The 25,155-nt window shown below is 67.5% G+C and carries 27 protein-coding genes, 4 tRNA genes and 1 other RNA gene; 25 read left to right on the forward strand and 7 right to left on the reverse strand.

Annotation, left to right across the window (positions count from 1 at the left end):
* The first annotated feature begins 154 nt into the window (after nucleotides 1-154).
* The 8 genes from tig (at nucleotide 155) to AC1Q5B_RS10160 (ending at nucleotide 9,084) form a co-directional block, all read left to right on the forward strand.
* Entirely contained in the window at nucleotides 155-1,447 is a 1,293-nt protein-coding gene (tig, locus tag AC1Q5B_RS10125) for a trigger factor (protein WP_492631546.1), read from the forward strand.
* A 76-nt stretch (nucleotides 1,448-1,523) separates the two neighbouring features.
* Entirely contained in the window at nucleotides 1,524-2,150 is a 627-nt protein-coding gene (clpP, locus tag AC1Q5B_RS10130; RefSeq protein ID WP_162336364.1) for an ATP-dependent Clp endopeptidase proteolytic subunit ClpP, read from the forward strand.
* A gap of 126 nt (nucleotides 2,151-2,276) precedes the next feature.
* Nucleotides 2,277-3,560 carry an ATP-dependent Clp protease ATP-binding subunit ClpX gene (clpX, locus tag AC1Q5B_RS10135; protein ID WP_492631547.1) on the forward strand — a complete coding sequence of 428 codons (1,284 nt, stop codon included), beginning with the start codon at nucleotides 2,277-2,279 and terminating at the stop codon, nucleotides 3,558-3,560.
* A gap of 182 nt (nucleotides 3,561-3,742) precedes the next feature.
* Nucleotides 3,743-6,193 carry an endopeptidase La gene (gene lon, locus AC1Q5B_RS10140; protein ID WP_492631548.1) on the forward strand — a complete coding sequence of 817 codons (2,451 nt, stop codon included), beginning with the start codon at nucleotides 3,743-3,745 and terminating at the stop codon, nucleotides 6,191-6,193.
* A 102-nt stretch (nucleotides 6,194-6,295) separates the two neighbouring features.
* The gene (locus AC1Q5B_RS10145; RefSeq protein WP_492632082.1) at nucleotides 6,296-6,682 is read left to right on the forward strand and encodes an HU family DNA-binding protein; all 387 of its coding nucleotides are present in this window, start codon (nucleotides 6,296-6,298) and stop codon (nucleotides 6,680-6,682) included.
* Nucleotides 6,683-6,716: 34 nt separating this feature from the next.
* Nucleotides 6,717-6,791: transfer RNA gene (locus tag AC1Q5B_RS10150), tRNA-Val, on the forward strand.
* Nucleotides 6,792-6,875: 84 nt separating this feature from the next.
* Nucleotides 6,876-6,952: transfer RNA gene (locus tag AC1Q5B_RS10155), tRNA-Asp, on the forward strand.
* A 155-nt stretch (nucleotides 6,953-7,107) separates the two neighbouring features.
* Nucleotides 7,108-9,084: a SurA N-terminal domain-containing protein gene (locus tag AC1Q5B_RS10160; protein ID WP_492631549.1), complete on the forward strand. Its 1,977-nt coding sequence runs from the start codon at nucleotides 7,108-7,110 to the stop codon at nucleotides 9,082-9,084.
* Nucleotides 9,085-9,143: 59 nt separating this feature from the next.
* Here AC1Q5B_RS10160 and AC1Q5B_RS10165 read toward each other — a convergent pair whose 3' ends face one another.
* Complete coding sequence (locus AC1Q5B_RS10165) at nucleotides 9,144-10,319, reverse strand: lytic transglycosylase domain-containing protein (protein ID WP_492631550.1); 1,176 nt, start codon at nucleotides 10,317-10,319, stop codon at nucleotides 9,144-9,146.
* The gene (gloB, locus tag AC1Q5B_RS10170) at nucleotides 10,316-11,095 is read right to left on the reverse strand and encodes a hydroxyacylglutathione hydrolase (protein WP_492631551.1); all 780 of its coding nucleotides are present in this window, start codon (nucleotides 11,093-11,095) and stop codon (nucleotides 10,316-10,318) included. Before gloB ends, AC1Q5B_RS10165 begins: the two co-directional genes overlap by 4 nt.
* A gap of 61 nt (nucleotides 11,096-11,156) precedes the next feature.
* On the opposite strand from gloB, the gene AC1Q5B_RS10175 reads away from it, so the two are divergent.
* Genes AC1Q5B_RS10175 through dnaQ form a run of 4 tightly spaced genes read left to right on the forward strand, consistent with a single transcriptional unit; the run spans nucleotide 11,157 to nucleotide 13,564 of the window.
* A complete protein-coding gene (locus AC1Q5B_RS10175) occupies nucleotides 11,157-11,810 on the forward strand; it encodes a class I SAM-dependent methyltransferase (protein ID WP_492631552.1) in 654 nt (217 codons plus the stop codon).
* Between the two features lie 19 nt (nucleotides 11,811-11,829).
* A complete protein-coding gene (gene rnhA, locus AC1Q5B_RS10180) occupies nucleotides 11,830-12,279 on the forward strand; it encodes a ribonuclease HI (protein WP_492631553.1) in 450 nt (149 codons plus the stop codon).
* Nucleotides 12,276-12,836: a GNAT family N-acetyltransferase gene (locus AC1Q5B_RS10185; protein ID WP_492631554.1), complete on the forward strand. Its 561-nt coding sequence runs from the start codon at nucleotides 12,276-12,278 to the stop codon at nucleotides 12,834-12,836. Before rnhA ends, AC1Q5B_RS10185 begins: the two co-directional genes overlap by 4 nt.
* A complete protein-coding gene (gene dnaQ, locus AC1Q5B_RS10190) occupies nucleotides 12,836-13,564 on the forward strand; it encodes a DNA polymerase III subunit epsilon (protein WP_492631555.1) in 729 nt (242 codons plus the stop codon). The genes AC1Q5B_RS10185 and dnaQ overlap by 1 nt, the downstream gene beginning before the upstream one ends.
* A gap of 14 nt (nucleotides 13,565-13,578) precedes the next feature.
* On the opposite strand, the gene AC1Q5B_RS10195 is transcribed toward dnaQ, so the two are convergent.
* The gene (locus AC1Q5B_RS10195) at nucleotides 13,579-14,283 is read right to left on the reverse strand and encodes a PP2C family protein-serine/threonine phosphatase (RefSeq protein WP_492631556.1); all 705 of its coding nucleotides are present in this window, start codon (nucleotides 14,281-14,283) and stop codon (nucleotides 13,579-13,581) included.
* 218 nt (nucleotides 14,284-14,501) lie between these two features.
* Between AC1Q5B_RS10195 and AC1Q5B_RS10200 the strand changes: the two genes are divergently transcribed.
* Both AC1Q5B_RS10200 and AC1Q5B_RS10205 read left to right on the forward strand, forming a co-directional pair.
* Nucleotides 14,502-14,592 (forward strand) — tRNA-Ser (locus AC1Q5B_RS10200).
* Between the two features lie 108 nt (nucleotides 14,593-14,700).
* Entirely contained in the window at nucleotides 14,701-15,108 is a 408-nt protein-coding gene (locus AC1Q5B_RS10205; RefSeq protein WP_492631557.1) for a DUF6165 family protein, read from the forward strand.
* Nucleotides 15,109-15,118: 10 nt separating this feature from the next.
* Here AC1Q5B_RS10205 and AC1Q5B_RS10210 read toward each other — a convergent pair whose 3' ends face one another.
* On the reverse strand, nucleotides 15,119-16,153 hold the full coding sequence (locus AC1Q5B_RS10210) for a glycosyltransferase family 9 protein (protein WP_492632083.1): 1,035 nt from the start codon (nucleotides 16,151-16,153) through the stop codon (nucleotides 15,119-15,121).
* 28 nt (nucleotides 16,154-16,181) lie between these two features.
* Here AC1Q5B_RS10210 and AC1Q5B_RS10215 point away from each other — a divergent pair, with 28 nt between their 5' ends.
* From AC1Q5B_RS10215 to AC1Q5B_RS10245, 7 genes are read left to right on the forward strand one after another with little or no spacing between them, the layout of a single operon-like run.
* Nucleotides 16,182-16,931 (forward strand): 3-deoxy-D-manno-octulosonic acid kinase, encoded by a 750-nt coding sequence (locus tag AC1Q5B_RS10215; protein WP_492631558.1) that lies wholly within the window; start codon nucleotides 16,182-16,184, stop codon nucleotides 16,929-16,931.
* Nucleotide 16,932: 1 nt separating this feature from the next.
* On the forward strand, nucleotides 16,933-17,685 hold the full coding sequence (locus AC1Q5B_RS10220) for an MBL fold metallo-hydrolase (RefSeq protein WP_492631559.1): 753 nt from the start codon (nucleotides 16,933-16,935) through the stop codon (nucleotides 17,683-17,685).
* Nucleotides 17,682-18,695 (forward strand): GTP 3',8-cyclase MoaA, encoded by a 1,014-nt coding sequence (gene moaA, locus AC1Q5B_RS10225; RefSeq protein WP_492631560.1) that lies wholly within the window; start codon nucleotides 17,682-17,684, stop codon nucleotides 18,693-18,695. The genes AC1Q5B_RS10220 and moaA overlap by 4 nt, the downstream gene beginning before the upstream one ends.
* Nucleotides 18,696-18,711: 16 nt before the next feature.
* Nucleotides 18,712-19,194, forward strand: a complete 483-nt coding sequence (moaC, locus tag AC1Q5B_RS10230) for a cyclic pyranopterin monophosphate synthase MoaC (RefSeq protein ID WP_492631561.1) — start codon at nucleotides 18,712-18,714, stop codon at nucleotides 19,192-19,194.
* On the forward strand, nucleotides 19,194-19,436 hold the full coding sequence (locus AC1Q5B_RS10235; RefSeq protein ID WP_492631562.1) for a MoaD/ThiS family protein: 243 nt from the start codon (nucleotides 19,194-19,196) through the stop codon (nucleotides 19,434-19,436). The genes moaC and AC1Q5B_RS10235 overlap by 1 nt, the downstream gene beginning before the upstream one ends.
* Nucleotides 19,437-19,438: 2 nt before the next feature.
* The gene (locus tag AC1Q5B_RS10240; RefSeq protein ID WP_492631563.1) at nucleotides 19,439-19,867 is read left to right on the forward strand and encodes a molybdenum cofactor biosynthesis protein MoaE; all 429 of its coding nucleotides are present in this window, start codon (nucleotides 19,439-19,441) and stop codon (nucleotides 19,865-19,867) included.
* A complete protein-coding gene (locus AC1Q5B_RS10245) occupies nucleotides 19,864-20,886 on the forward strand; it encodes a YVTN family beta-propeller repeat protein (RefSeq protein ID WP_492631564.1) in 1,023 nt (340 codons plus the stop codon). Before AC1Q5B_RS10240 ends, AC1Q5B_RS10245 begins: the two co-directional genes overlap by 4 nt.
* Before the next feature lie 191 nt (nucleotides 20,887-21,077).
* Here the strand turns inward: AC1Q5B_RS10245 and ffs are convergent.
* Together ffs and AC1Q5B_RS10255 are read right to left on the reverse strand one after the other, a co-directional pair.
* Nucleotides 21,078-21,174: signal recognition particle sRNA small type (gene ffs / locus AC1Q5B_RS10250), an RNA gene on the reverse strand.
* 72 nt (nucleotides 21,175-21,246) lie between these two features.
* Nucleotides 21,247-21,339: transfer RNA gene (locus AC1Q5B_RS10255), tRNA-Ser, on the reverse strand.
* Nucleotides 21,340-21,469: 130 nt separating this feature from the next.
* On the opposite strand from AC1Q5B_RS10255, the gene dnaX reads away from it, so the two are divergent.
* Genes dnaX through AC1Q5B_RS10275 form a run of 4 tightly spaced genes read left to right on the forward strand, consistent with a single transcriptional unit; the run spans nucleotide 21,470 to nucleotide 24,566 of the window.
* A complete protein-coding gene (gene dnaX, locus AC1Q5B_RS10260; protein ID WP_492631565.1) occupies nucleotides 21,470-23,206 on the forward strand; it encodes a DNA polymerase III subunit gamma/tau in 1,737 nt (578 codons plus the stop codon).
* Nucleotides 23,207-23,213: 7 nt separating this feature from the next.
* Nucleotides 23,214-23,534 carry a YbaB/EbfC family nucleoid-associated protein gene (locus tag AC1Q5B_RS10265; RefSeq protein ID WP_062358613.1) on the forward strand — a complete coding sequence of 107 codons (321 nt, stop codon included), beginning with the start codon at nucleotides 23,214-23,216 and terminating at the stop codon, nucleotides 23,532-23,534.
* Between the two features lie 55 nt (nucleotides 23,535-23,589).
* Complete coding sequence (gene recR, locus AC1Q5B_RS10270) at nucleotides 23,590-24,186, forward strand: recombination mediator RecR (RefSeq protein ID WP_492631566.1); 597 nt, start codon at nucleotides 23,590-23,592, stop codon at nucleotides 24,184-24,186.
* Between the two features lie 26 nt (nucleotides 24,187-24,212).
* Nucleotides 24,213-24,566: a histidine triad nucleotide-binding protein gene (locus AC1Q5B_RS10275; protein ID WP_492631567.1), complete on the forward strand. Its 354-nt coding sequence runs from the start codon at nucleotides 24,213-24,215 to the stop codon at nucleotides 24,564-24,566.
* A 76-nt stretch (nucleotides 24,567-24,642) separates the two neighbouring features.
* Here AC1Q5B_RS10275 and AC1Q5B_RS10280 read toward each other — a convergent pair whose 3' ends face one another.
* A complete protein-coding gene (locus AC1Q5B_RS10280; protein ID WP_492631568.1) occupies nucleotides 24,643-25,155 on the reverse strand; it encodes a Slp family lipoprotein in 513 nt (170 codons plus the stop codon).

Raw genomic sequence — 25,155 nt, forward strand, 5'->3', positions numbered from 1 at the left:
ACGCCGATGGCTGGGGTCCGATCACCGCTGGCAGCCCGCTACGGAATCGGCGAAACTAGCAAGTTCCGCCGGGAGGGGCATTGCGCCTGCGTCCCAGGCGTCCCGGATTATCAACATCGCCCCGGCTGAGCCGTGGCCGCAGGAGTCAGTGAGTATGCAAGTTTCGGTCGAATCGGTCGGCAACCTCGAGCGCCGCATGAGCTTCAGCCTGCCGGCGGAGCGTCTGGACACCCATATCGGCGGTCGTCTGCGCGAGCTGTCGCGCACCGCGCGCATCAAGGGCTTCCGTCCGGGCAAGGTGCCGGCAAAGGTCATCGAGCAGCGGTTCGGCGACCAGGTGCGCGCCGAAGCCCTCGACGGCCTGCTGCGCGAAACCTTCAACAATGCGGTGCGGGAGCAGGAACTGCAGCTGGCCGGCAACCCGCGCATCGAAAAGCAGGGCGAGGGCGAACTGGACTTCGTCGCCACCTTCGAGGTGGTGCCGGACTTCGGCGATGTCGACGTCGCCAAGCTGAACGTGGTCCGCAATACGGCCGATGTCACCGATGCGGACATCGACCAGATGATCGACAACCTGCGCATGCAGCGTCGTACGTTCCAGGCCGTCGAGCGCGGCGCGAAAGACGGCGACCGCGTGACGCTGGAGACCTGGTCGCAGGCGGGCGATGAGCGCATGCCCGCCGAAGGCGCCGAGAAGGGCGCCACGCTGATCGGTTCGGGCGTGATGTTCGGCGAGATCGAGCAGGCGCTGATCGGCCTGGCGAAGGGCGACGAGAAGACCGTGTCGGTGACGTTCCCGGCCGACTGGCGCGTGCCGCAGCTGGCGGGCAGGCAGGTCGACGTGCACGTGAAGGTCACGGACGTGGCGGAGTCGGTGCTGCCGGACGTCGATCGCGAGTTCATCCGCAGCTTCGGCGTGAAGAGCGGCGACGCCGAGCAGTTCCGCGCGGACATCCGCAGCAACCTGGAGCGCGAACTGAAGGGTGCGCTGATGACCCGCCTGCGCCGGGAAGTCGGCGAGCAGCTGATCGCCGCCTACGCCCACGTCGAGATGCCGCCGCGCCTGGTCGAAAACGAGGCCCGCGTGATGGTCCAGCAGGCCGCCGAGCAGGCGCGCCGCCAGGGCCAGCAGGTGCAGATTCCGGACAACGCCCATGAAGGTTTCGTCGATGCCGCCCGCAAGCGCGTGCTGGTCGGCCTGCTGGTGGGCGAAGTGGCCCGCAAGAACCAGCTCCGCCTGGACCCGAAGCGCCTGAACGAGACGCTGCGCCTGATCGCCTCGACCTACGAAGAGCCGGAACAGGTCATTGAGTTGTACCGCAACGATCCCCAACTGATGAACAGTCTGCAGGGTCGTGTGATGGAAGAGCAGGTGATCGACTGGATCGCCGAGCGCGCCCAGCACACCGAGCAGGCGCTTTCCTTCCAGGAAGCCATCCGCAACTGATCCGGGCGCCCCGCCCGGGCAGGAGGTCCGGCTATCCTAGGCCGGACCTTCCCTTGAACGACAGGCGCGAGAACCGATGAGCATTCAAACCCAAGCCCTCAACCTGGTGCCGATGGTGGTCGAACAGACCAGCCGCGGCGAGCGCGCCTACGACATCTATTCCCGCCTGCTGAAGGAGCGCGTGATCTTCCTGGTCGGCGGCGTGGACGACCACGTGGCCAACGTCATCGTGGCGCAGATGCTGTTCCTCGAGGCGGAAAACCCCGAGAAGGACATCAGCCTGTACATCAACTCGCCCGGCGGCGTGGTGACGGCGGGCATGGCCATCTACGACACCATGCAGTACATCAAGCCGGACGTCAGCACGATCTGCGTCGGCCAGGCGGCCAGCATGGGCGCGCTGCTGCTGGCGGCGGGCGCGAAGGGCAAGCGCTACGCCCTGCCGAATTCGCGCGTGATGATCCACCAGCCGCTGGGCGGCTTCCAGGGCCAGGCGACGGACATCGACATCCACGCCCGTGAGATCCTGACGCTGCGCGCGAAGCTGAACGCGATTCTGTCCCATCACACCGGGCAGTCGCTGGAGACCATCGAGCGCGACACCGAGCGCGACAACTTCAAGAGTGCGGCGGACTCGCAGGCCTATGGCCTGGTCGACCAGGTGCTCGAGCGTCGTCCGGAAGATTCCATCCAGTCGGCCTGACCTCCGGATTGCCGCTTTTCAGGCACAAATCCCCCTGTTCACGGTCCCGGCAGACAAGCCGGGACCGTGTGCTATTCTCCGACCGAAAGCCCTTCCGGGCGGGTTGAGCGACCGAGTAATACCAGCATGAGCGAAGATCGTCAGGGCCGTTCCGGCGACAGCACCAAAATCCTGTACTGCTCGTTCTGCGGCAAGAGCCAGCACGAGGTCCGCAAGCTGATTGCGGGTCCCAGCGTGTTCATCTGCGATGAATGCGTCGAGCTGTGCAACGACATCATCCGCGAAGAGCTAGAGGAGAAGGCGCAGTCCGCACGCAGCCACCTGCCCAAGCCGCGCGAGATCCTCGAGGTCCTCGACCAGTACGTGATCGGCCAGAACCGCGCCAAGCGTACGCTGGCGGTGGCGGTCTACAACCATTACAAGCGCATCGAGAGCCGCAGCAAGAACGACGAGGTCGAACTGGCCAAGTCGAACATCCTGCTCGCCGGCCCGACCGGTTCGGGCAAGACGCTGCTGGCCGAAACGCTGGCGCGCCTGCTCAACGTGCCGTTCACCATCGCCGACGCCACCACGCTGACCGAAGCCGGTTACGTGGGCGAGGACGTGGAGAACATCATCCAGAAGCTGCTGCAGAAGTGCGACTACGACGTCGACAAGGCGCAGCAGGGCATCGTCTATATCGACGAGATCGACAAGATCTCGCGCAAGAGCGAAAACCCGTCGATCACCCGCGACGTGTCCGGCGAAGGCGTGCAGCAGGCGTTGCTGAAGCTGATCGAGGGGACCGTCGCCAGCGTGCCGCCGCAGGGTGGCCGCAAGCACCCGCAGCAGGAATTCCTGCAGGTCGACACCAAGAACATCCTGTTCATCTGCGGCGGTGCGTTCGCCGGACTGGACAAGATCATCCAGCAGCGCAGCACCGAAGCGGGCGGCATCGGTTTCGGCGCCAAGGTGAAGAGCTCCGAGAAGAAGTCGGAAGTGGGCAAGGTGCTGTCGGAGGTCGAGCCCGAGGACCTGATCAAGTTCGGCCTGATCCCCGAATTCGTCGGCCGTCTGCCGGTCGTCGCCACGCTGGAAGAGCTGGACGAGACCGCGCTGGTCAAGATCCTCACCGAGCCGAAGAACGCCATCACCAAGCAGTTCAAGAAGCTGTTCGAGATGGAAGGGGTGGAGATCGAATTCCGTCCCGACGCGCTGTCGGCGATCGCCCGCAAGGCACTGAAGCGCAAGACCGGCGCGCGCGGCCTGCGTACCATCGTCGAGTCGGTGCTGCTGGATACGATGTACGAACTGCCGTCGCTGGAGAACGTCAGCAAGGTAGTCGTCGACGAGTCCGTGATCGAGCACAAGTCCGAGCCCTACCTGATCTACCAGAATCCGCCGGCACCGAAGGTCGCCTCGGCCGAGTGATCCGGCCTGCAGGTTCTGTCTGACAGGCGCCCGTGTGGCGCCTGTTCAGTTTTGCACGCCCGCCGACAGGTCGCCGGTGCCATCGGGGTTTTGGCGACGCTCTTGCATCCCTCCGGCGATGGCCCCATAACGGGCCCATTGGTGCCTACGCACCCCCGCATTCCGCACTCGCTGGAGCCCCCATGCCCCGCCGTCCCCAGACTGAAATCCTCGACCTGCCGGTCCTGCCGCTACGCGACGTGGTGGTCTTCCCGCACATGGTGATCCCGCTGTTCGTCGGCCGCGACAAGTCCATGCGCGCGCTGGAGCAGGCGATGGAGGCCGACAAGCGCATCATCCTGTTGGCGCAGAGGTCCGCCGAGACGGACGATCCCGCGGCCGCGGATCTGTACACGGTCGGTACGCTCGCACAGGTGCTGCAACTGCTGAAGCTGCCCGACGGCACGATCAAGGTGCTGGTCGAGGGCACGACACGGGTGAGCGTGTCGAACGTCGTCGAGCGCGATGGCTCGTTGTACGGACAGGGCGAGGAGATCGATTCCACCGATGCGCGCGAACCGCGCGAGATCGAAGCGGTGGCCCGTTCGCTGATGGGCCTGTTCGAGCAGTACGTGAAGACCAACCGCAAGCTGCCGCCCGAACTGCTGCAGACGCTGGCCGGCATCGACGAGCCCAGCCGCCTGGCCGACACCATTGCGGCGCACCTCGGCGTGCGCCTGAGCGACAAGCAGCGCCTGCTGGAGACGGTGGAGGTCGGCGAGCGGCTGGAGCTGCTGGTCGGCTTCGTCGACGGCGAGATCGATGTGCAGCAGCTGGAAAAGCGCATCCGTGGCCGCGTCAAGTCGCAGATGGAGAAGAGCCAGCGCGAGTACTACCTCAACGAGCAGATGAAGGCCATCCAGAAGGAACTGGGCGAGCTCGACGAGGCGCCCAACGAACTGGAGGAACTGGCGCGCAAGATCGCCCAGGCCGGCATGCCCAAGCCCGTCGAGACCAAGGCGCGCAACGAGCTCAACAAGCTCAAGCAGATGTCGCCGATGTCGGCGGAGGCGGCGGTCGTCCGCAACTACCTCGATTGGCTGCTGGGCGTGCCATGGAACAAGCGCACCAAGGTCCGTAAGGACCTCAAGGTCGCGCAGGACACGCTCGACGCCGACCACTACGGGCTCGAGAAGGTCAAGGAACGCATCCTCGAATACCTCGCGGTGCAGTCGCGCGTGAAGAAGCTGCGCGGCCCGATTCTGTGCCTGGTCGGTCCCCCGGGCGTCGGCAAGACCTCGCTGGGCCAGAGCATCGCCAAGGCGACCAACCGCAAGTTCGTGCGCATGTCGCTGGGCGGCGTGCGCGACGAAGCAGAAATCCGCGGGCATCGCAGGACCTATGTCGGTTCGATGCCGGGCCGCATCGTGCAGAACCTCAACAAGACCGGCAGCAAGAATCCGCTGTTCGTGTTGGACGAGATCGACAAGATGTCGATGGACTTCCGGGGCGATCCGTCTTCCGCGTTGCTGGAAGTGCTGGATCCCGAGCAGAACAACGCGTTCAACGACCACTACCTCGAAGTGGATCTCGACCTGTCCGAAGTGATGTTCGTGGCGACATCGAACTCGCTGAATATCCCGGGTCCGCTGCTGGACCGCATGGAAGTCATCCGCATCCCGGGCTACACCGAGGACGAGAAGGTCAACATCGCAGAGCGCTACCTGGTGCCTAAGCAGCTGAAGGCCAATGGTCTGAAGCTCGACGAGCTGAAGATCGCGGAAAGCGCGATCCGCGACCTGGTTCGCTATTACACGCGCGAGTCCGGCGTGCGCAATCTTGAGCGTGAAGTCGCCAAGATCTGCCGCAAGGTGGTGAAAGAGATCGCATTGGCGGGTCCCAAGCCGGCCAAGAAGAAAGCGACCGCCATGCAGGTCACTTCGAAGAACCTGGAGAAGTACGCAGGCGTGCGTCGCTTCGATTTCGGCCGCGCCGAGGAGCAGAACGAGATCGGTCTGGTCACGGGACTGGCCTGGACGGAGGTCGGTGGCGACCTCCTGCAGATCGAGGTCGCGCTGGTGCCCGGCAAGGGCGGCATGCTGCTGACCGGCCAGCTCGGCGACGTGATGAAGGAGTCCGGCTCCGCGGCGATGTCGGTGGTGCGCGGTCGCGCCGTGAGCCTGGGCGTGGACGCGGAGTTCCTGCAGAAGCACGACGTGCACCTCCATGTACCGGATGGCGCGACGCCGAAGGACGGGCCGAGCGCGGGTATCGCGATGGTGACCGCACTGGTGTCCGCGCTGACCAAGAACCCCGTACGTGCGGACGTGGCGATGACGGGTGAAATCACGCTGCGTGGTCGCGTCACCGCGATCGGCGGCTTGAAGGAAAAGCTGCTGGCGGCGCTGCGTGGCGGCATCACCACCGTCATCATTCCCGACGAGAACAAGAAAGACCTGGCCGACATCCCGGCCAACGTCACCCAGGGCATGAAGATCGTGCCGGTGAAGTGGATCGACGAAGTCCTCGATCTCGCGCTCGAACGACCGCTCGCGCCCGTCCCTGCCGCAGGTGGAGAAGGCGGCGAGCGGGTCGTGCCGGCTACCAAGAAAGAACGCGGCAAGGGGTCGCAGCAACCCGGCGTGAAGCATTGAACGTGATGACGGGCGGTGCATGTCATCGCCCTGAAACCCGCGCCGTTACAGGGTTTTCGGCTTGCGCGGCATTTTTCGCACTGGTATAACGGCGTCACCCGCATGCACGAAGCAGTGCTTCGTAGCGCGTGGACATCACGACCGGTTCCGGCTGGCGAACGAAGCCAGAGGTTCCGGTCACTCATTCCGCGGTTGTGCCGCACAGGGAGTTACTCAATGAACAAAACCGAATTGATCGATGCCGTCGCCGACGAAGCCGAAGTGTCCAAGGCCGAAGCCGGCCGCGCCGTCGACGCCGTCATCTCCAGCATCACCAAGGCCCTCAAGAAGGGCGACAGCGTGACGCTGGTCGGCTTCGGCACCTTCCAGGTCCGCAAGCGCGCCGCTCGTACGGGTCGCAACCCGAAGACCGGCGACACCATCAAGATCAAGGCGTCCAAGAACCCCGCGTTCAAGGCTGGCAAAGCCCTGAAGGATGCCGTAAACTAATCGACTCGCTGCCGATGGCAGGGTGCGATCACCCGGGTGCTTAGCTCAGCGGTAGAGCGTCTCCCTTACACGGAGAGGGTCGGGGGTTCGAAACCCTCAGCACCCACCACATCGGGGCGATGCGAAGTCAAAAAAATTGTTGGATGGTCTAGCGGAAAGCGCTGAAATCGTCTTACAATGTTCGTCTCAGCGCGGAGTGGTAGTTCAGTCGGTTAGAATGCTGGCCTGTCACGCCGGAGGTCGCGGGTTCGAGTCCCGTCCACTCCGCCATTTCACCCAGAAAGCCCGCGAAAGCGGGCTTTTTGCTGTCCGCGCCGCGCAAGGGGGACGTTGTCCTTCCGCGCGCTCCGATCCGCCGGGCGGCGAGACGCCGATGCCCGGGCGCGCTAAACTGCGCGGCTGAACGAATTCGGGTCCGTGCGCACATGCTGCAGAAACTCCGCGACAAAACCTCCGGCTGGATCGCCAGCCTGATCCTGGGTCTGCTGATCATCCCGTTCGCCTTCGTGGGCGTGAACGAGTACGTCACCGGCGGCACCGCCGGTGACGTGGCGCTGGTCGAGGCGCCGCCGGCATGGTGGGAATCCGCGCCGCAATGGTGGCCGGTGTCGACGCTCTGGCAGCGTGAAGAAATCACCCAGGACGAATTCCGCACCGCGTTCGAACAGGCGCGCCAGCAGCAGCGCCAGGCGCTCGGGGATGCCTTCGATCCACGCGAGTTCGAAAGCGCCGACAACAAGCGCAAGGTGCTGGAACAGTTGATCGACCAGAAGGTGCTGGCGCTGGGCGCGAAGCGCGCGGGTATCGTCGTCGGCGACGCGGCCGTGCAGAAGATGATCGCCAGCGAACCGGCCTTCCAGATCGACGGCAAGTTCAGCCCGCAGCAGTACCAGTTGCTGCTGTCGTCGCAGGTGCCGGCGATCTCGCCGCTGCAGTTCGAGCAACAGCAGCGCGATCGCCTGCGCATGATGCTGGTACCCCAGGCGATCGGCGAGTCCGACTTCGTTACCGAAGGCGAGCAGGCGCGCATGTGGAAACTGCTTGGCGAGACGCGCGACATCGGTATCGCGCTGCTGCCGCCGGTGGCGGAGGACACCGCGCCCGTCACCGACGCGCAGATCAAGGCCTGGTACGACGGGCACAGGAGCGATTTCAAACAGCCCGAACAGGTGTCGCTGGAGTATCTGGAGATCAACGGCGCAACGCTGCCGGCTGCGGCTGCGCCCGATGAAGCCGCGCTGCGCAAGCGCTACGAGGCCGAGAAGTCGCGTTTCATGTCGCCGGAGCAGCGCGTGGTGGCGCACATCCTGATCGCGGCCGACGCGAGCGCCGATGCCGCCACGCAGAAGAAGGCCGAAGAGAAGGCGGCTGCACTGGCCAAGCAGGCGCGCGAAGGTGCCGACTTCGCCGCGCTCGCGCGCGCCAACTCGGAAGATCCGGGTTCGAAGGACGCGGGCGGTGAACTGCCGCCGTTCGCGAAGGACGGCTCGATGGTCAAGCCGTTCGAGGACGCGGCGTTCGCCATGCAGGCCGGCGAGATCCGCGGTCCCGTCAAGAGCGACTTCGGTTACCACGTGCTGCAGTTGAAGCAGATCAATCCCGGTACCGGTCGCAGCTTCGAGGACGTCCGCGGCGAACTGGCGGCGGAAGAGGCCAGTGGCGAACGCGACCGTGCCTACAACGATCTGGCGGGCAAGGTGGTCAACGAGACCCTGAAGAACCCGACGTCGCTGGCGCCGACCGCAGAGGCTACCGGCCTGCCGCTGCAGAAAATCGGTCCGTTCTCGCGCAATGCGCCCGAGGGCATCGCGATGGTGCCGGCGGTGCTGCGTGCGGCGTTTTCCGACACGCTGGTGCAGGATGGTTTGATCAGCGAGCCGATCGAAATCACGCCCAGCCACAGTGTCGTGATCCGTGTATCCCAGCACACGCCGGAGCAGGCGCTGCCGCTGGACAAGGCACGCGATGCCGTGGTGCTGGCCATCCGCGCGGACCGCCAGGAAAAGGCCGCGCTGGCCGCGGCGGATGCGCTGGTTGCCCGTGTGCAGAAGGGCGAGTCGCTGGCGACGGTCGCGACGGCAGAGGGGTTGCGATTCAACGAATTGCCAGGGCTGCGCCGCGGCATGCCGATGCCGACCGCCGAGGCCAACGAGGCGATCTTCGCGGCGGGCCGTCCGGCGGAGGGTAAGGTCGTGGCGGGCAAGATCGCGCTGGGCGATGGCGCCTTCGCGGTCTTCACCGTCAACAAGGTGACCGACGGCGCCATCGCGGACATGCCGGCGGAAGAGCGCGCGACCATGCAGCAGCAGCTGGTGCAGCTCAACGGCGGCATTGCCACGCAGGCCTACGTGGATGCACTGCGCAAGCGCTTCAAGGTGAAGGTGTTCGAAGAGCGCCTCTGATCCTCTCGCCTCGTGGACTACAGGAATCCCGCCGTCAGGCGGGATTCTTTTTCCGGCGATCAGTCGGTAGCTGCGTCCAGTTTCAGCACCATGCCGGGGCGGAGGACGGCGTCCGCCTTGAGGCCATTGATCTGCAGCAATCGTGCGGATGTCGTGCCGTAGCGGCGCGCGATGGTCCACGCGGATTCGCCGCTCTTTACGGTGTGCGTGCGTGCGGCGGACGCTCCGTCCTCGCTCCTGGTCCCGGTGGTTGCCGCGGCAGTGGACAGCGACGGCGATGCCGGAGCGTCGTCCGTGCTCGCGCTGGTCGGCGCCAGCAGCCGGATCGGCTTGCCGCCCTGGCTGAAGCGGCCGGCGAGGGCAGGATTGAGCCGCTTGAGCAGCGCCGGCGGCTGCTGTTGCTGCCTGGCCCAGGTTTCCAGGGTTGCATCGCCGGGCAGGAGGTGCGCTGCGAGGCGCGGCACCGGGCGCTCCATCTGCTTGAGCCAGGCGTCGCGGTCATCGGCCTGCTGGAAGATGCAGGCGAGCGCGTGCAGTTTCTCCACATAGGCGTAGGTGACGCCGGACAAGCCCGGCAGTTCCGCCGGCCTCGCGTTGCGGGCATTCATCCCGGCACGTCGCATCGACTGCAGCAGGCGGTACTCGCCCGCGTTGTAGGCCATCACCGCCAGTCGCCAGTCGCCGCCGAACATGCCGTGCAGCGTCTTCAGGTAACGGACGGCGGCCTGGGTGGAATCCACCGGCGACAGCCGGCCGTCGTAGCCGTCGCGCATCGGCACGCCGTGGTTGCGAGCGGTGATGCCGATGAATTGCCACAGCCCTGCCGGCCCTTGCGGATTGCGGGCGCCGGGCTTGTAGCCGCTCTCGACGAATGGAATCAGCGCGAATTCGGTGGGCAGGTGCGCTTCCCGCAACGCATCGACCACGTAGCCGAACAGTGGCAGCACATCGTCTTCGGCGCGCGCCAGCTGACCGGGCGCGTGGCTGAAGTGCTTCTTCCATCGTCCGTTGGTCGCCTCGGCGTCGCACTCCGGGTCGGCAAGGCCATCGCGGAAGCGCTGGTAGATCTCCAGCCCGCTGCGCTGGTGGCTGGCGGGAAGCGTGGCCGGATCCAGCGGCGGCGCGGACGTCGCAGGCAGTGCTTCGCCGGCTGGGTCGGCGGCAGGTGCGGCATGCGGCATCAGGGCCAGGCCCGCTGCGAGCAGGGCAAGATGCAGTCGATCGCGCGGCCTCATGCGCGGAAATCGTTCTTCCATTGCCGCAGGGTGGCGAACGTCTCCACCCGGTCGACCGGCGGGCGACCCAGACGGTGGGCCACGGCGGCGCGCACGGCCTCGGCGTCCACGCGCAGGAAAGGGTTGGTCGCAAGTTCGCTGGCGAGCGTGACGGGCAGGCTGGGCCGGCCCGCCTGGCGCATGCTGCGGGTTTCCTCGACGCGTCGGCGCAGGGCCGGGTTGTGCGGATCCACGGCGCTGGCGAATGCGGCATTGGCCAGCGTGTATTCGTGGCCGCAGCAGACCAGCGACGATGGCGGAAGCGCCGCGAGGCGTTCCAGGGACGCCAGCATCTGCCCCGGGGTGCCTTCGAACAGGCGCCCGCAGCCGAGGCTGAACAAGGTGTCTCCGCAGAACAGATGCGGCGGGCCGTCGTTGCCGCCGCCATGGAAGGCGATGTGGCTGCGTGTATGTCCCGGTACGGCGAGCACCGAAAGCCGCCAGTGCTTCACGTCGACGGTATCGCCCTCGCCGACGCACTGCGTCGCGTCGGGAATGCGTTCGTCTTCGGGGGCGAAGACCGGCAATGTCGGCCAGCGCGCGCGCAAGGCGGCGATGCCGCCGGCATGATCCGGATGGTGATGGGTGACCAGCACCGCCGCCGGCCACAGGCCGTTGCCGGTGGCGGCCAGTACCGGCGCCGCATCGCCGGGATCGATCACCAGCGCGTCGCCCTCGTCGTCGACCAGCGCCCAGATGTAGTTGTCCTCGAAGGCAGGCAAGGCGAGCAGGCGCATCGGGGAAGGGGCTCCGGCAGGGGGACGGACGCCCGGTGGCGGCGTCCTCTACAATCCGAACATGCCTGCGTTCGCGTTTACCCGTCAACCCGATCCCCTGGCGTGGTTCGGGTCGGGCCACGGCGGACCGCTGCTGGCGTCGGAACAGGCCCGGATCAGCCAGGCGCTCACCAGCCGTACCCCGCAGCCCTGGTTGTGGATATCGCCGGCGGGAGCGGATCCTGCCCAGGCCCCGGCGACCCGCGGCGTCCGGCTGCATGCAACCGCCGGTTCCCGCCGCCTGACGGGACACGTCGCATGCGGATTGCCGCTGCCGCTGCCCACCGAAGCCATGGGCGCGATCGTGCTGCAGCACGTACTGGACGTGGGCGACCCGCAGCCCCTGCTGCAGGAGTGCTCCCGGGTACTCGAGCCCGGCGGACGTCTGTGGCTGTTCGTATTGAATCCCTGGAGCCCCTACCGGCTGCGCTGGCGCGGCGCCGGACTGGTGCCGCGGACGCTGGACCAGTGGCGCCTGCAACTGGCCGCCGCCGGTCTGGTCGTCTCCGAGCACGTCCTGCATTACGGCCCCGTATGGAAGGGGGTTGCGGACGCCCCCGGTCACGGACCGGCGCCGTTCCGCGCCGCCCGCCTGCTGGAAGCGGAGAAACGCGTGGCCGGCCTTATTCCCCCCGCACCGGTGGCGCGCGCCTGGCGCGCCGCGCCGGCCGCCTGAATCCCGATCACGAGGACACATGAAACACGTCAGCATCCATACCGACGGCTCCTGCCTGGGCAATCCCGGTCCCGGTGGCTGGGCGGCGCTCCTGCGTTATGGCGAAAAAGAGCGCGAAGTCGTCGGCGGCGAAGCCCAGACCACCAACAACCGCATGGAGCTGATGGCGGCCATTGCCGCGCTGGAGGTATTGACCGAAGGCTGCGAGGTCACCCTTCACATCGACTCGCAGTACGTCCGGCAGGGCATCACCGAGTGGATGCCGGGCTGGGTGCGGCGCGGCTGGAAGACCGCAGGCGGCGATCCGGTGAAGAACCGCGACCTGTGGGAACGGCTGCATGCGGCTACCGGTCGCCACCGGATCGACTGGAAGTGGGTCAAGGGCCATAACGGCGATCCCGACAACGAGCGCGTCGATGTGCTGGCGCGCAACGCGGCCATGCGTTTCCGCAACGGAGCGGTGGCGTGACCGCAGCGCTGTCGCCGGCCCAGCTCGTCGCCGAGACACCCCGTCTCCGGCTGCACGCGATGGTCGATCACGACGACGCCGACGCGGCGCTGATGCTCGCGCTGCTCAACGACCCCGGCTTCATCCGCCATATCGCCGACCGCGGCGTGCGGACGCTGGAGCAGGCGCGCGACTACCTGCGCAACGGCGCGCTGCGCAGCTACGCTCAGCACGGCTTCGGCATGTACGCGATCCGGCGCAGGGACACCGGCATCCTGATCGGCAATTGCGGGCTGGTCAGCCGCGACGGCCTGGATGGGCCGGACCTGGGATACGCCCTGCTGCCTGCGCACGCGGGGCAGGGATTCGCGTACGAGGCGGCGCGGGCCGTCATCGCCGACGCCCGCGACCGGCTCGGCATCGCCCGCCTGCATGCCATCGTCAATCCCGACAACGTGGCCTCGATCGGGCTGTTGCAGAAACTGGGATTCGAATTCGACAGAATGATCGCGCTCCCCGCCATCGAACATCCGGTGGACCTGTTCCACCTGCACCTCTCCAAGGAAGCCGCCGTCTGATGCGCCAGATCATCCTCGACACCGAAACCACCGGCCTGGAATGGAAGAAGGGCAACCGCGTCGTCGAAATCGGCTGCGTCGAACTGCTGGAGCGCCGGCCCACCGGGCGTACCTACCACCAGTACATCAACCCGCAGCGCGAGTTCGAGCAGGGCGCGGCCGAAGTGACCGGCCTCAGCCTGGAGTTCCTGTCCGACAAGCCGCTGTTCGCTGCGATCGCCGACGAATTCCTGGCCTTCATCGACGGTGCGGAACTGATCATCCACAACGCGGCGTTCGACGTCGGCTTCCTCGATTACGAACTGTCCCGACTGGGCGAGCAGTACGGCCGGCTGGCCGACCGGGTCACGGTGGAGGATTCGCTGCTGCTGGCGCGGCAGCGTTTCCCCGGCCAGCGCAATTCGCTGGATGCGCTGTGCAAGCGTCTGGGCGTGGACAACACGCACCGCCAGCTGCACGGCGCATTGCTCGATGCCCAACTGCTGTGCGATGTCTACCTCAATCTGACCGCAGGCCAGCGCGAAATCGGCTTCGGTGGCGCGGAGGAGGCCACGCCGGGCTCATCGACGGTCGTCGTCCATCAGTTCGATCCTGCGGTCGCGGGCGCGCGGCCCCGCGTCGTGGCCTCCGTCGAAGAACTGGCGGCACACGACGCGCGGCTGGCGACGTTGCGCAAGAAGGCGGGTGGCCGTTGCCTGTGGGACCCACCGGTACTCGAGGCCGGTTGACGGCCTGTCACGGCTCAGTGACAGCGCACCAGGATGGCGGTGACGTTGTCCGAGCCGCCGCCGTCCAGCGCCGCCGCGATCAGCGTGTCGACGCATTCCTGCGCGCTGCAGTCGTCGTGCTTCAGCGTGGCGGCGATGCTGGGGTCGTCCACTTCCTCGGTCAGGCCGTCGCTGCACAGCAGCAGTTGCATGCCCGGACGCAGTTCGCCGGTCATGGTTTCCACGTTGAGATGGGTGGGGTCGGTGACGCCGAGCGCCTGGGTGACGACGTTGCGGTGCGGATGGGTGCGGGCCTGCTCGCTGGTCAGGGCGCCCTGGGCGATCAGTTCCTGCACGTAGCTGTGGTCCTGGCTCAGCTGGGCCAGCTGGCCCTCGCGCCAGAGGTAGGCGCGGCTGTCGCCGACCCAGGCTACCTCGAAGCGGTTGCCCTGGATGCGTGCGGCCACCACCGTCGTGCCCATCGGCAACGTGTCGTTGCGGCGACGGGAGGTGCGGATGATCTCCTCGTCGGCGATCCGGATCGCCTGCGCCAAGGGCGTGCCGTCCCGGATCTCGCGGACGATGGTCTCGCGCGCCAGCGCGCTGGCCACTTCGCCGCAGGCGTGTCCCCCCATGCCATCGGCCACCAGCCACAGCCCCAGCTCGCTGTCGCCGTAGTAGGTGTCCTCGTTCAGCTCGCGCCTGAGGCCGACGTGGGAGATGTGGCCGAATTCGATCATGGTGCCCTGTCTGGTGCGGACGGCTTTTTCCTATCCGCTGTTACGCAATGATCCGGTCGGACAGGACATCGGGCAAGGTCGACGCGCCTTCCGGGACTTGCAAGGGTTCATCGACGTAGAGAAAAAGTGATGCGTCGGCACGGCGCACGTGCCGGTCCGCTTGTCCGGATGCGGTCCGCCACGTATGATTCACGGCCCCGGGGGAGCCCGGGGCCACCGGAGAGGTGGCAGAGTGGTTGAATGTACCTGACTCGAAATCAGGCATACGTTAATAGCGTATCGAGGGTTCGAATCCCTCCCTCTCCGCCAGTTTCAAGCAAGCCCCCGCAAGGGGGCTTTTGCGTTTCCGGCGACCCGTGATGCGCAAGGCCTGCGCGATGGCGGAGCTAGAATGGCCTTCTTTCGCCGGAGACCCCCATGTCCGAGATTCTCGTCCCCGTGTCCTTCGGGGAACTGCTGGACAAGATCGCCATCCTGCAGATCAAGTCCGAGCGCATGAGCGACCCGGCCAAGCTGGCTCATGTGCGCGACGAACTGGCCGCGCTGGAGAAGACCTGGATGGGCCACCCGGTGGCGGGAACCGACATCGTCGAGCTGCGGGCCCAGCTGAAGGCCGTCAACGAGCGCTTGTGGGTGATCGAGGACGACGTGCGGCTGAAGGAGAAGGCGCAGGCGTTCGACGATGATTTCGTCCGCCTGGCTCGCAGCGTCTACTTCGAGAACGACGAGCGCGCCCGCATCAAGAAGGCCATCAATCTCGCGCTGGGTTCCGCCTACGTGGAAGAGAAGTCGTACCAGGACTACCGTACGGCCGGCACGCCCTGACGCCGGAGGCTCAGGTTTGAAGATCGCTCCGGCGCCGTTCGAACGCCGCGATGCCGTCGTCGACGGTGACGAGTTCCATCACGCCGTCATGTTCGATCTTGGTGCCCCATTTCAGCTCGGCGGCCGGCTTGCCCTTGTAGCGCCGCGCCGCGTCGTCGTAACGGTCCACGCAGTAGCGCACCGTGGAGTAGGGACCGCTGCGGTGCGGATTGCTGGCGGCATGCAGGCCGAGCACGGCGGCGCCCATGGCGTTGGCGATATGCATGGGGCCGGAATCGGGCGTCATGACCAGGTCGGCGCGCGCCAGCAGGGCCGGTAGCTGCTTCAGCGTGTCCTTGCCCACCAGGTCGAGCACCGGTGCCTGCATGGTGGCGATGATGGCGTCGGCGGTCTGCCGTTCCAGGTCGCTGCGTCCGCCGCACAACACCACGCGCCAGCCCTGCGCGACGGCGTGGTCGGCGACGGCGGCGTAGCGATCGGCGAACCAGTTGCGGCGCACATGGCTGGAACAGGGCGAGATCACCAGCGTCCGCCGTTCGTCCGCCGGCCACTGCGCGGCGGCCCACGCATGTGCGTCGGCGGGTACCGGCAGGTCCCACACCACCTCGGTCTGCGTCAGTCCGAGCGGCTCGCAGAAGCTGCCCATCGCGTCCAGTACATGGATCCCCGGGCGGTCGGGGATGCGTTCGCTGACGACCAGTCCGTGGAGGTCTTTCGAGCGGCTGCGGTCGTAGCCGATCCGTCGCCGGGCCGGGATGAAGGCCGACAGCAGGTTCGCGCGCAGGGCCACCTGCATCTGCAGCAGCGCGTCGAAGCGCCCCGGCAGTTCCCGACGCAGCGCACGCATGCCGGCCAGCCCCGTCTTCTTGTCGTAGGTGTGGAAGGTCACGCCTTGCAGCCCTTCGAGCAGCCTGAAACCGCCCTTGTCGATCACCCAGTGCAGGTGCAACTGCGGCCAGTGCCGTTGCAGCGTGCGCACCAGCGGCACGACATGGGTCACGTCGCCCAGGGCGGACAGGCGCAGCAGGCACAGTGAGTGGGGAATCGTGGACAAGTGTTGTTAGACTCGCTGGATGGTCGGTTTTGACGCTTCGGAATCCCTGACGCCGTTCCGCGAAGGCAGCGGATACGGTGCGATTCTGTTCGACCGCAAACACCTGCGGCAAGCGGATCCGGACTGGTTCGTCCCGGAGAAGTGGGGCGAACGCGCCCGGCCGGTCGATAGTGGCGGCCGGGGCAGCGCCTGGTTCATCGATGCGCCCTCCAGTCAATGCGTGCTGCGCCACTACCGGCGTGGCGGACTGGCGGCGCGTTTCAGCCAGGACCGCTATCTGTGGCATGGGCCCGACAGGACCCGCAGCTTCGCCGAGTTCCGTCTGACCCGCGCGCTGCTGGCGCGTGGCCTGCCGGTGCCTCGGCCGGTGGCGGCCAGCTATGTGCGCGATGGCATGTTCTATCGGGCATCGATCCTGGTGGAGCGGCTGATGGAGGTGCGCACGCTGGCCGACATCGCCGGGCAGGCCGAGGGGCACGCGCCGTGGGAAAGCACGGGCCGGCTGGTGGCGCGCTTCCATCGGGCCGGTCTGGACCACGCGGACCTCAACGCCCAGAACATCCTCTTCGACACCAGCGGACATGGCTGGCTGATCGACTTCGATCGCGGCCGGCTGCGCATTCCCGCCACGGCCTGGCGCGAGCAGAACCTTGCACGGCTGCGGCGCTCGCTGCTCAAGCTGCGCGGCTCCCGCAGCGAGGACGACGTGGGGCACGACTTCGCCCACCTTCGCCGTGCCTACGACCACGCCTGGTCGCGGGGCTACTGACATGGGCTGGACGTTGCGCTTCCTGGGCGTGGGCAACGCCGGCGCGGTCGAGCTGGGCTCGGCGATGGCGACACTGGAGCGCGACGGTGCGGCGTGGCTGACGATCGATTGCGGCGGAGAAGGACTGACCGCCTACCAGGCCCGTTACGGCGGCATGCCCGATGCGGTTTTCGTCACCCATGTGCATCTGGACCATGTCGCCGGCATGGAACGGCTGTTCGTGGCGAGCTACTTCGACGCGACGCGTCGCGGCAAGGTGCGGCTGTACGTGCCGGCGCCGCTGGTGCCGGTGCTGCACCAGCGCATCGCCAGCTATCCGAACGTGCTGGCCGAGGGAGGCGCGAACTTCTGGGATGCGTTCCAGCTCATTCCGGTCGGCGATGCGTTCTGGCATGACGGGCAGCGGCTGGAGGTGTTCCCGGTGCGCCACCACTGGCCAGATACGGCGTTCGGCCTGCGCCTGCGCGGCAGCGTGGTGTGGACCGGCGACACGCGCCCGATCCCCGAGATGCTGGCCCGCCATGCCGATGCCGGCGAGGCGATCGCGCACGACTGCGCACTGCACGGCAATCCCTCGCACAGCGGCATCGACGATCTGGAACGCGAGTACCCGGCGGCGTTGCTGGCCCGCTGCGTGCTGTACCACTACGCCAGCGAGGCAGACGCCGGGGCACTGCGCGCGCGCGGCCATCGCGTCGCGGTAGCCGGGGAGGGCCTCGCCCTTGCCGACCCGTTGCCGATCGCACTGCCGTGACCACCGACTCGCTGCCACGCGATCTGCTGGGGCGTCCGCTGCACGACCTGCGCCTGTCGGTCATCGACGCCTGCAATTTCCGCTGCGGCTATTGCATGCCGGCCGACCGCGTACCCGAGGACTACGGCACCGACGCATCGCAGCGGTTGTCCTTCGACGAGATCGAGACGCTGGTCCGTGCCTTCGTGCGGCTCGGTACGCGCAAGCTGCGGCTGACCGGCGGCGAGCCGCTGCTGCGCAAGGGGTTGCCCGAACTGGTCGGTCGACTGGCGGCGATCCCCGGGCTCGAAGACATCGCCCTGACCACCAACGGCATGCTGCTCGCGCGCCAGGCGAAGGCATTGCATGACGCCGGGCTGCGGCGCATCACCGTGAGCCTGGATGCGCTGGATCCCGAGACATTCGCCGACATGTCGGGGCGGCGCGGTCGGGTCGAAGAGGTGTTGGCGGGCATCGACGCGGCCATCGCGGCCGGATTCCGGCGACTCAAGATCAATACCGTCGTGCAGGGCGGCGTCAACGAACACCAGGTGCTGCCGCTGGTCGAGCGCTTCCGCGGTACCGGCCATGTGGTGCGCTTCATCGAGTTCATGGACGTCGGCGACAGCAACGGCTGGCGCAGGGACCGGATGGTGCCGTCGTCGGTACTGCGCGACCGCATCGCCGCCCGCTGGCCGCTGCATCCGCTGCAGGCGGACTACCGCGGTGAAGTCGCGGAGCGCTATGGCTTCGACGACGGCAGCGGCGAAGTCGGCTTCGTCAGTTCGGTGAGCACGCCGTTCTGCGGCGACTGCCACCGTGCGCGCGTTTCCGCGGACGGGCGGCTGTTCACCTGCCTGTTCGCCGCGGACGGTGCCGACCTGCGCTCCGTTGTCGCGCAGGGCGAGGAGGCACTGGCGGCGCATGTGGCCGAGCGATGGCGCATGCGCGGCGACCGCTACAGCGAACTGCGCGGCAGCCCGGAAGTACGGGACCGCCGGCGTGTCGAGATGTATCTTATCGGCGGTTGAACCACGCAGGATCCGCATGCCACGCAAGACCCTGACCCATCTGGATGCCGCTGGCCGTCCCGCCATGGTGGACGTATCGGGCAAGGCATCCAGCGCGCGAGAGGCGCTCGCCACGTGCCGCGTCCGCTTCCCCGGCGAGGTGGCGCGCGAACTTCGACGCACCGGGCTGCGCAGTTCGAAGGGCGGCATCGTGGACACGGCCATCATCGCCGGCACCATGGCGGTGAAGCGCACGCACGAACTGATCCCGTTCTGCCATCCGCTGCCGATCGACGGCTGTCGACTGGCCGTCGACTGGGACGGCGATGCCACGCTGCGCATCGACTGCCACGTCCGCACCGTGCATCGCACCGGTGTGGAGATGGAGGCGCTGACCGGCGCGACGGTGGCCGCCCTGACGGTCTACGACATGTGCAAGGCGCTGTCGCATGCGATCGTGCTGGGGCCGGCGAAGCTGGTGGGCAAGCGGGGTGGAAAGCGCGACGTGGGGCAGGTGTGATGACGACAGTGACGCTGCTCTATTTCGCCAGCCTGCGCGAGCGTGCCGGCGTCGCCGGCGAAGCGGTCGCCACCGACGCGCCGGACTTGGCCGGCCTGTACGACGAAGTGCAGGCGCGGCACGGGTTCACCTGGCCGCGCGAACACCTGCGCGTGGCGGTGAACGGCGAGTTCGCGCGCTGGGGCGATGCGCCACTGGCGGACAGCGAGATCGCCTTCATCCCTCCCGTGAGCGGGGGCTGAGCATGCCGGGCTTCCAGTTGTCCGAAACCCCGCTCGACATCGCCCCCTTGCGTGCCGGCGTACTCGATCCGCGCGCGGGTGGCTACGCCAGTTTCGAAGGCTGGGTGCGCGACCATCAAGCTGGGCGCGCGGTGGACGGGCTCGACTACGAAGCCTATGCCGTGCTGGCGGAACGCGAGGGCGAACGCATCATCGCCGAAGCCAAGGCGCGCTTCGACGTGATCGACGCCTGTTGTGCGCATCGCGTGGGCACGCTGGCCATCGGCGACCTCGCGGTCTGGGTCGGCGTGAGCGCGGCGCATCGCGGCGCGGCGTTCGATGCCTGCCGCTACATCATCGATGAGACGAAGCGGCGCGTGCCGATCTGGAAGCGCGAGCACTACCGCGAAGGCGATGCGGACTGGCTGCACCCGATGGCGGAGGAGGCATGAGCGCGATGCGGACGTTGCTGTTCTCCCTCGCGCTGGCAGGCATGACCGGTGTGCCGTCGCCCGCGGCGCGTGCGGCGGAATTGCTGGTCGGCAACAAGTCCGCCGATACGGTGTGGCGCCTGTCGTTGCGGGACGGTCGCAGGACGGGCGAATTCCGCACCGGCGACGCGCCGCACGAGATCGCGGTCGCGCCGGATGGGCGCTTGGCGGTGGTGACGAACTACGGTGGAGCGAAGACCGGCAGCACGTTGTCGGTGCTGGATCTGGTCGGCGGTACGCCGACGCGGTCGATCGACCTGGGCCAACACGGTGCGCCGCATGGTCTACGCTTCCTGCCGGATGGCCGGCGCGTGCTGGTGACGACGGAAGCGTCGGCCAGCGTGCTGATGGTCGATGTCGGGACGGGCGAGATCGAACGTGAAATCGATGTCGGGGCGGGCACCGGCCACATGATCGCGGTATCGCCTGACGGCAAGGCCGCCTACGTCACCAAGATACAGGCCGGTACATTGAGCCGGATCGACCTGCAGACCGGCACGAAGACCGTCGAGCGGCCAGCGGGCAAGGGCGCGGAGGGCGTCGCGGTCCGGCCGGACGGCGCCGAGGTCTGGGTGACCAACCGCGAGGACGGTACGCTGACCGTGCACGATCCGCGCACGCTCGCGGTGAAACGCAGGATGAGCAGCAAGGGGTTTCCGATCCGCGTCGTGTTCTCGGACGATGGCACGCTGGCGTTCGTCACCAACGCGCGCGCGGCGACGCTGGCCGTGTTCAATGCGCGCACCAAGGTGCCGGTCGCGACCGTGCCGCTGTCGCGCGACGACGTGACCTACCAGCCCACGATGCTGGGCAATGCGGCACTGCCGATCGGCGTGGTGGTGGCGGCCGACCGGCCGCGCGCCTACGTGGCCATCAGCGGTGGCGACCGCATCGCGGTGATCGATACGCAGCGATGGCAGGTGATCGACTACTGGGTCACCGGTCGCGAGCCGGATGCGCTGGGCATCGTCGCGCAGTGAAGGCTGCAAGGGCGGCAGCTTCCGCCTCGCGGCATGTCCGTGACCTTGGGAGTGTGATCCCGTCGCAACGGCCTGGATCAGCGAATAGCCCGAGCCTGGAAAGGCGGTAGCCCCGCCGGCTGACCGCGCCCCGCGATACGTCCGTCGCAACGGCAAGTGACATTGAAAGGCCGACGCTTGAAAAGGCGGTAGCCCCGCCGGCTGACCTCGGCGCCCGCGTTGATCGATACCGTTGCTGCCTTCCGGCCCTGGCGGGATTTTCGACCTAGCGTCGCGAGGGGCCGACGGGGCCACCATAGACACGAAACCGCGCCGGAGCGCGGTTCGTCGTCGTTCCACCGGGGCGGAACGCGATGAAACTGGCGGAGAGAGGGGGATTCGAACCCCCGAAGCGCGGTTTAGACGCTTACACACTTTCCAGGCGTGCTCCTTCAACCACTCGGACACCTCTCCGGGACCTGAACGCGACCGGGGCCGCTTTCAGGGGCGTGAATTCTAGCCTTCGCAGGGGAAGGCCACAAGCGAAGCCGTTCCGTGGCGGCGGAGCGGAGGGACGGCGGGCGGGGCGTGGCACAATGTCGGCATGTCCTACCTCGTCCTCGCCCGCAAGTGGCGTCCCAAGCGTTTCGCCGAGCTGGTGGGCCAGGAACACGTGGTCCGCGCGCTGACCAACGCGCTGGACAGCGGCCGGGTCCACCATGCCTTCCTGTTCACCGGCACGCGCGGCGTGGGCAAGACCACGATCGCCCGCATCTTCGCCAAGTCGCTGAACTGCGAGAAGGGCACCAGCGCCGATCCGTGCGGCCAGTGCCCGGCCTGCCTCGACATCGATGCGGGCCGCTACATCGACCTGCTGGAGATCGACGCTGCGTCGAACACCGGCGTGGACGACGTGCGCGAGGTGATCGAAAACGCGCAGTACATGCCGTCGCGCGGCAAGTTCAAGGTCTACCTGATCGACGAAGTCCACATGCTGTCCAAGGCCGCGTTCAACGCGCTGCTGAAGACGCTGGAAGAGCCGCCGGAGCACGTGAAGTTCCTGCTGGCGACCACCGACCCGCAGAAGCTGCCGGTCACCGTGCTGTCGCGCTGTCTGCAGTTCAACCTCAAGCGGCTGGACGAGGAACAGATCCGCGGCCAGATGACCAAGATCCTCGGCGCCGAGGCGATCGAAGCCGACACGGCTGCCATTGCGCAACTCGCGCGCGCGGCGGATGGCTCGCTGCGCGACGGCCTGTCGCTGCTCGATCAGGCCATCGCCTACGCCGGCGGCGCCCTGCGCGAGGACGGCGTACGCACCATGCTGGGCACCGTGGACCGCACCCAGGTCAGCGCCATGCTCGCCGCCCTGGCCCAGGGCGATGGCGAGGAACTGTTACGGGTGGTCGCGCGGCTGGCGGAGTTCTCGCCGGACTGGGCCGGCGTGCTCGATGCGGTGGCCGAAGCGCTGCACCGCATCCAGGTGCGGCAGCTGGTGCCCTCGGCGGATGTCGAGGCGGAAGGCGTCGATGTCGACGCCTTCGCCGGACAGCTGCGGCCCGAAGTGGTCCAGCTCTGGTACCAGATGGCGATCAACGGACGCCGCGACCTGCACCTGGCGCCCAGCGGGCGAGCGGGCTTCGAGATGAGCGTGCTGCGCATGCTGGCGTTCCGTCCGGCGCAGGCCGGCGAGATGCGTGGCGAGGCGCGTGCGCCGGCGGTGTCGACCGCCGTGCCGGCCACGCAACAGGCATCCGCCATGCCGGCTCCGGTGGCGCATGCGGCTGCCACGCCGGTACCGGCGATGCCGCCGCAGCAGATGGCGCGCGAAGAAGCGCCTGTGCCGCCGCGTCCTCCCGTGCCGAAGGCCGAGGATTTGCCACCATGGCAACCGGCTGAAGCGGCGCCCGTCATGGCAGTCGCGGCGCCGGCGATGCCGGTCGACATCGGCATCACCGACGCCGAGACCTGGCTGCACTTCGCCGGCAACTGCGGCCTCAAGGGCGTAGGCAAGCAACTGGTCGACAACGTCGCCTTCGCCGGCTACGCGAACGGCACGCTGACGCTGGCGCTGGACAGCGGCTTCGACTACCTGCGTTCGGAACGCACGCTCAACGAACTCGGCGACGCCATCGCCAGCCGTTATGGCGTGGCGCCTCGCCTCGCGTTCGCCACGACCACCTCGGACGGCGAAACGCTGAAGGAGCGCAGCCACCGGCAGCGCGACGAGCGCCAGAGCATCGCCGAAGAAACCTTCATGAACCATCCGGATGTGCGGCAGCTGATGCAGCAGCATGGCGCCAGGCTCGTCCCGGACTCCATCCGACCTTACGAAGAGTGATCACGACATGCGTGGAAACATCGCCCAACTGATGCAGCAGGCGCAGAAGATGCAGGAGAACCTGCAGCGCGCCCAGGAAGAACTCGCCAAGCTGGAAGTCACCGGCAACGCCGGTGGCGGCATGGTCAGCGTCACGCTGACCGGCGCCAAGGAGTGCCGCAAGGTCCGCATCGATCCGTCGCTGCTGTCGGATGCCGAGATGCTGGAAGACCTGATCGCGGCGGCGTTCAACGACGCGTCCAACAAGGTCGATGCGGAATCGAAGTCGCGCATGGGCGCGGCCACGGCCGGCATGCCGCTGCCGCCGGGCATGAAGATGCCGTTCTGATTCCGGCCGGGACCGGATGACGGCGGCGCATCCGCCGCCGGTCCCGGGAACGATCATGTCCAGTCCGCTGCTCGAACAGCTCATCGAAGCGTTGCGCGTGCTGCCCGGCGTCGGGCAGAAGACCGCGCAGCGCATGGCTTACCACCTGCTCGACCGCGAACGGGACGGCGGCAAGCGACTGGCCGGCGTGCTGGACGAGGCGCTGGACCGCATCGGCCACTGCGAACACTGCCGCGATTTCACCGAGGGCGCGATCTGCGCGCTCTGCGCGAGCGGCAGCCGCGACCGCCACCAGTTGTGCATCGTGGAATCGCCGTCGGATCGCCTGGCGATCGAGCAGGCCACCGGCTACCGGGGCGTCTACTTCGTCCTGCATGGCCGGCTGTCGCCGCTGGACGGCATCGGCCCGCGCGAACTGGGACTGGACGCGTTGTCGGCCCGTCTGGCGCAGGGCGAAGTGACCGAATTGATTATCGCCACCAACCCGACGGTCGAGGGCGAAGCGACCGCGCACTACCTCGCGCAACTGGCGCGTCAGCAAGGCGTCCGTCCCAGTCGCCTGGCGCACGGCGTGCCGCTGGGCGGCGAGCTGGAGTACGTGGACCGCGGCACGTTGGCGCACGCCTTCGGTGGCCGCAGCGAAATGACCTGACCGAACGAGCACGAGGACGCGACTCCATGGCCGACACCATCTTCGCCAGGATCATCCGCCGCGAGATCCCCGCCACCATCGTCTACGAGGACGACGACGTCCTCGGCTTCAAGGACATCGCCCCGCAGGCGCCGGTGCACGTGCTCTTCATTCCCAAGAACGAGGCGATCCCGACGCTCGACGACATGCGTCCGGAGCAAGCGCACCTGATCGGCAAGCTGGCGATGGCGGCGGCGGAGTACGCGCGCCGGGAAGGCTTCGAGCAGGACGGCTACCGTATCGTGATGAACTGCCGCGAGAACGCCGGGCAGACTGTGTTCCATATCCATCTGCACCTGCTCGCCGGGGCGCCGCTCGGCCGCTTCGGCACGCCGGGCTGAGCGCCCATCCACGCGGTCGCCGGACAAGAAAAAGCCGCTCGATGAGCGGCTTTTTCGTCCGTTGCAGCGTGGCGACTTACCACCAGCCCCAGCGGCCCCAGCGCGGACCCCAGAAGGGGTCGTAGTACGGATAGGGGCGGACGACTTCGACCTCCCGCACTTCGGGCCACAGGTAGACGACGTCGGCGGCCACGCGCGGCAGCTGGTAGTCGTAGTCGCCGATGCGGGTGCTTTCATAGCCCTCGATCTTGCCGACGAAGGTCACTTCGCGGCCTTCGGCGAAGACGGCGGGATCGTAGAAGCCGGCACGGCAGGCGATGAAGCGGCCGTCGGTGGCGTCGGGTGCCGTCGACATCGGGCGGCCGGTGGCGTTGAGCGGTCGCGACACGAGCTGGAAGCAGGTGGAGTTCTGTCCTGGCGTGGTGCTGATGATGCGGCCGCCCCAGCGTACCGGTGCACCGACCTGCGGCGCGCCGACGGAGTCGCGTGGATTGACCTGGGTGAAACTGCCCTGCAGCGGCTGGGGAGCCGTGGCGCAGGCGGAAAGCAGCACGGTGGCTGCGGCGACGACGGCGAAGCGAAGGTTCAT

The organism is Pseudoxanthomonas sp. GW835-FHT14C01 (assembly GCF_058793715.1).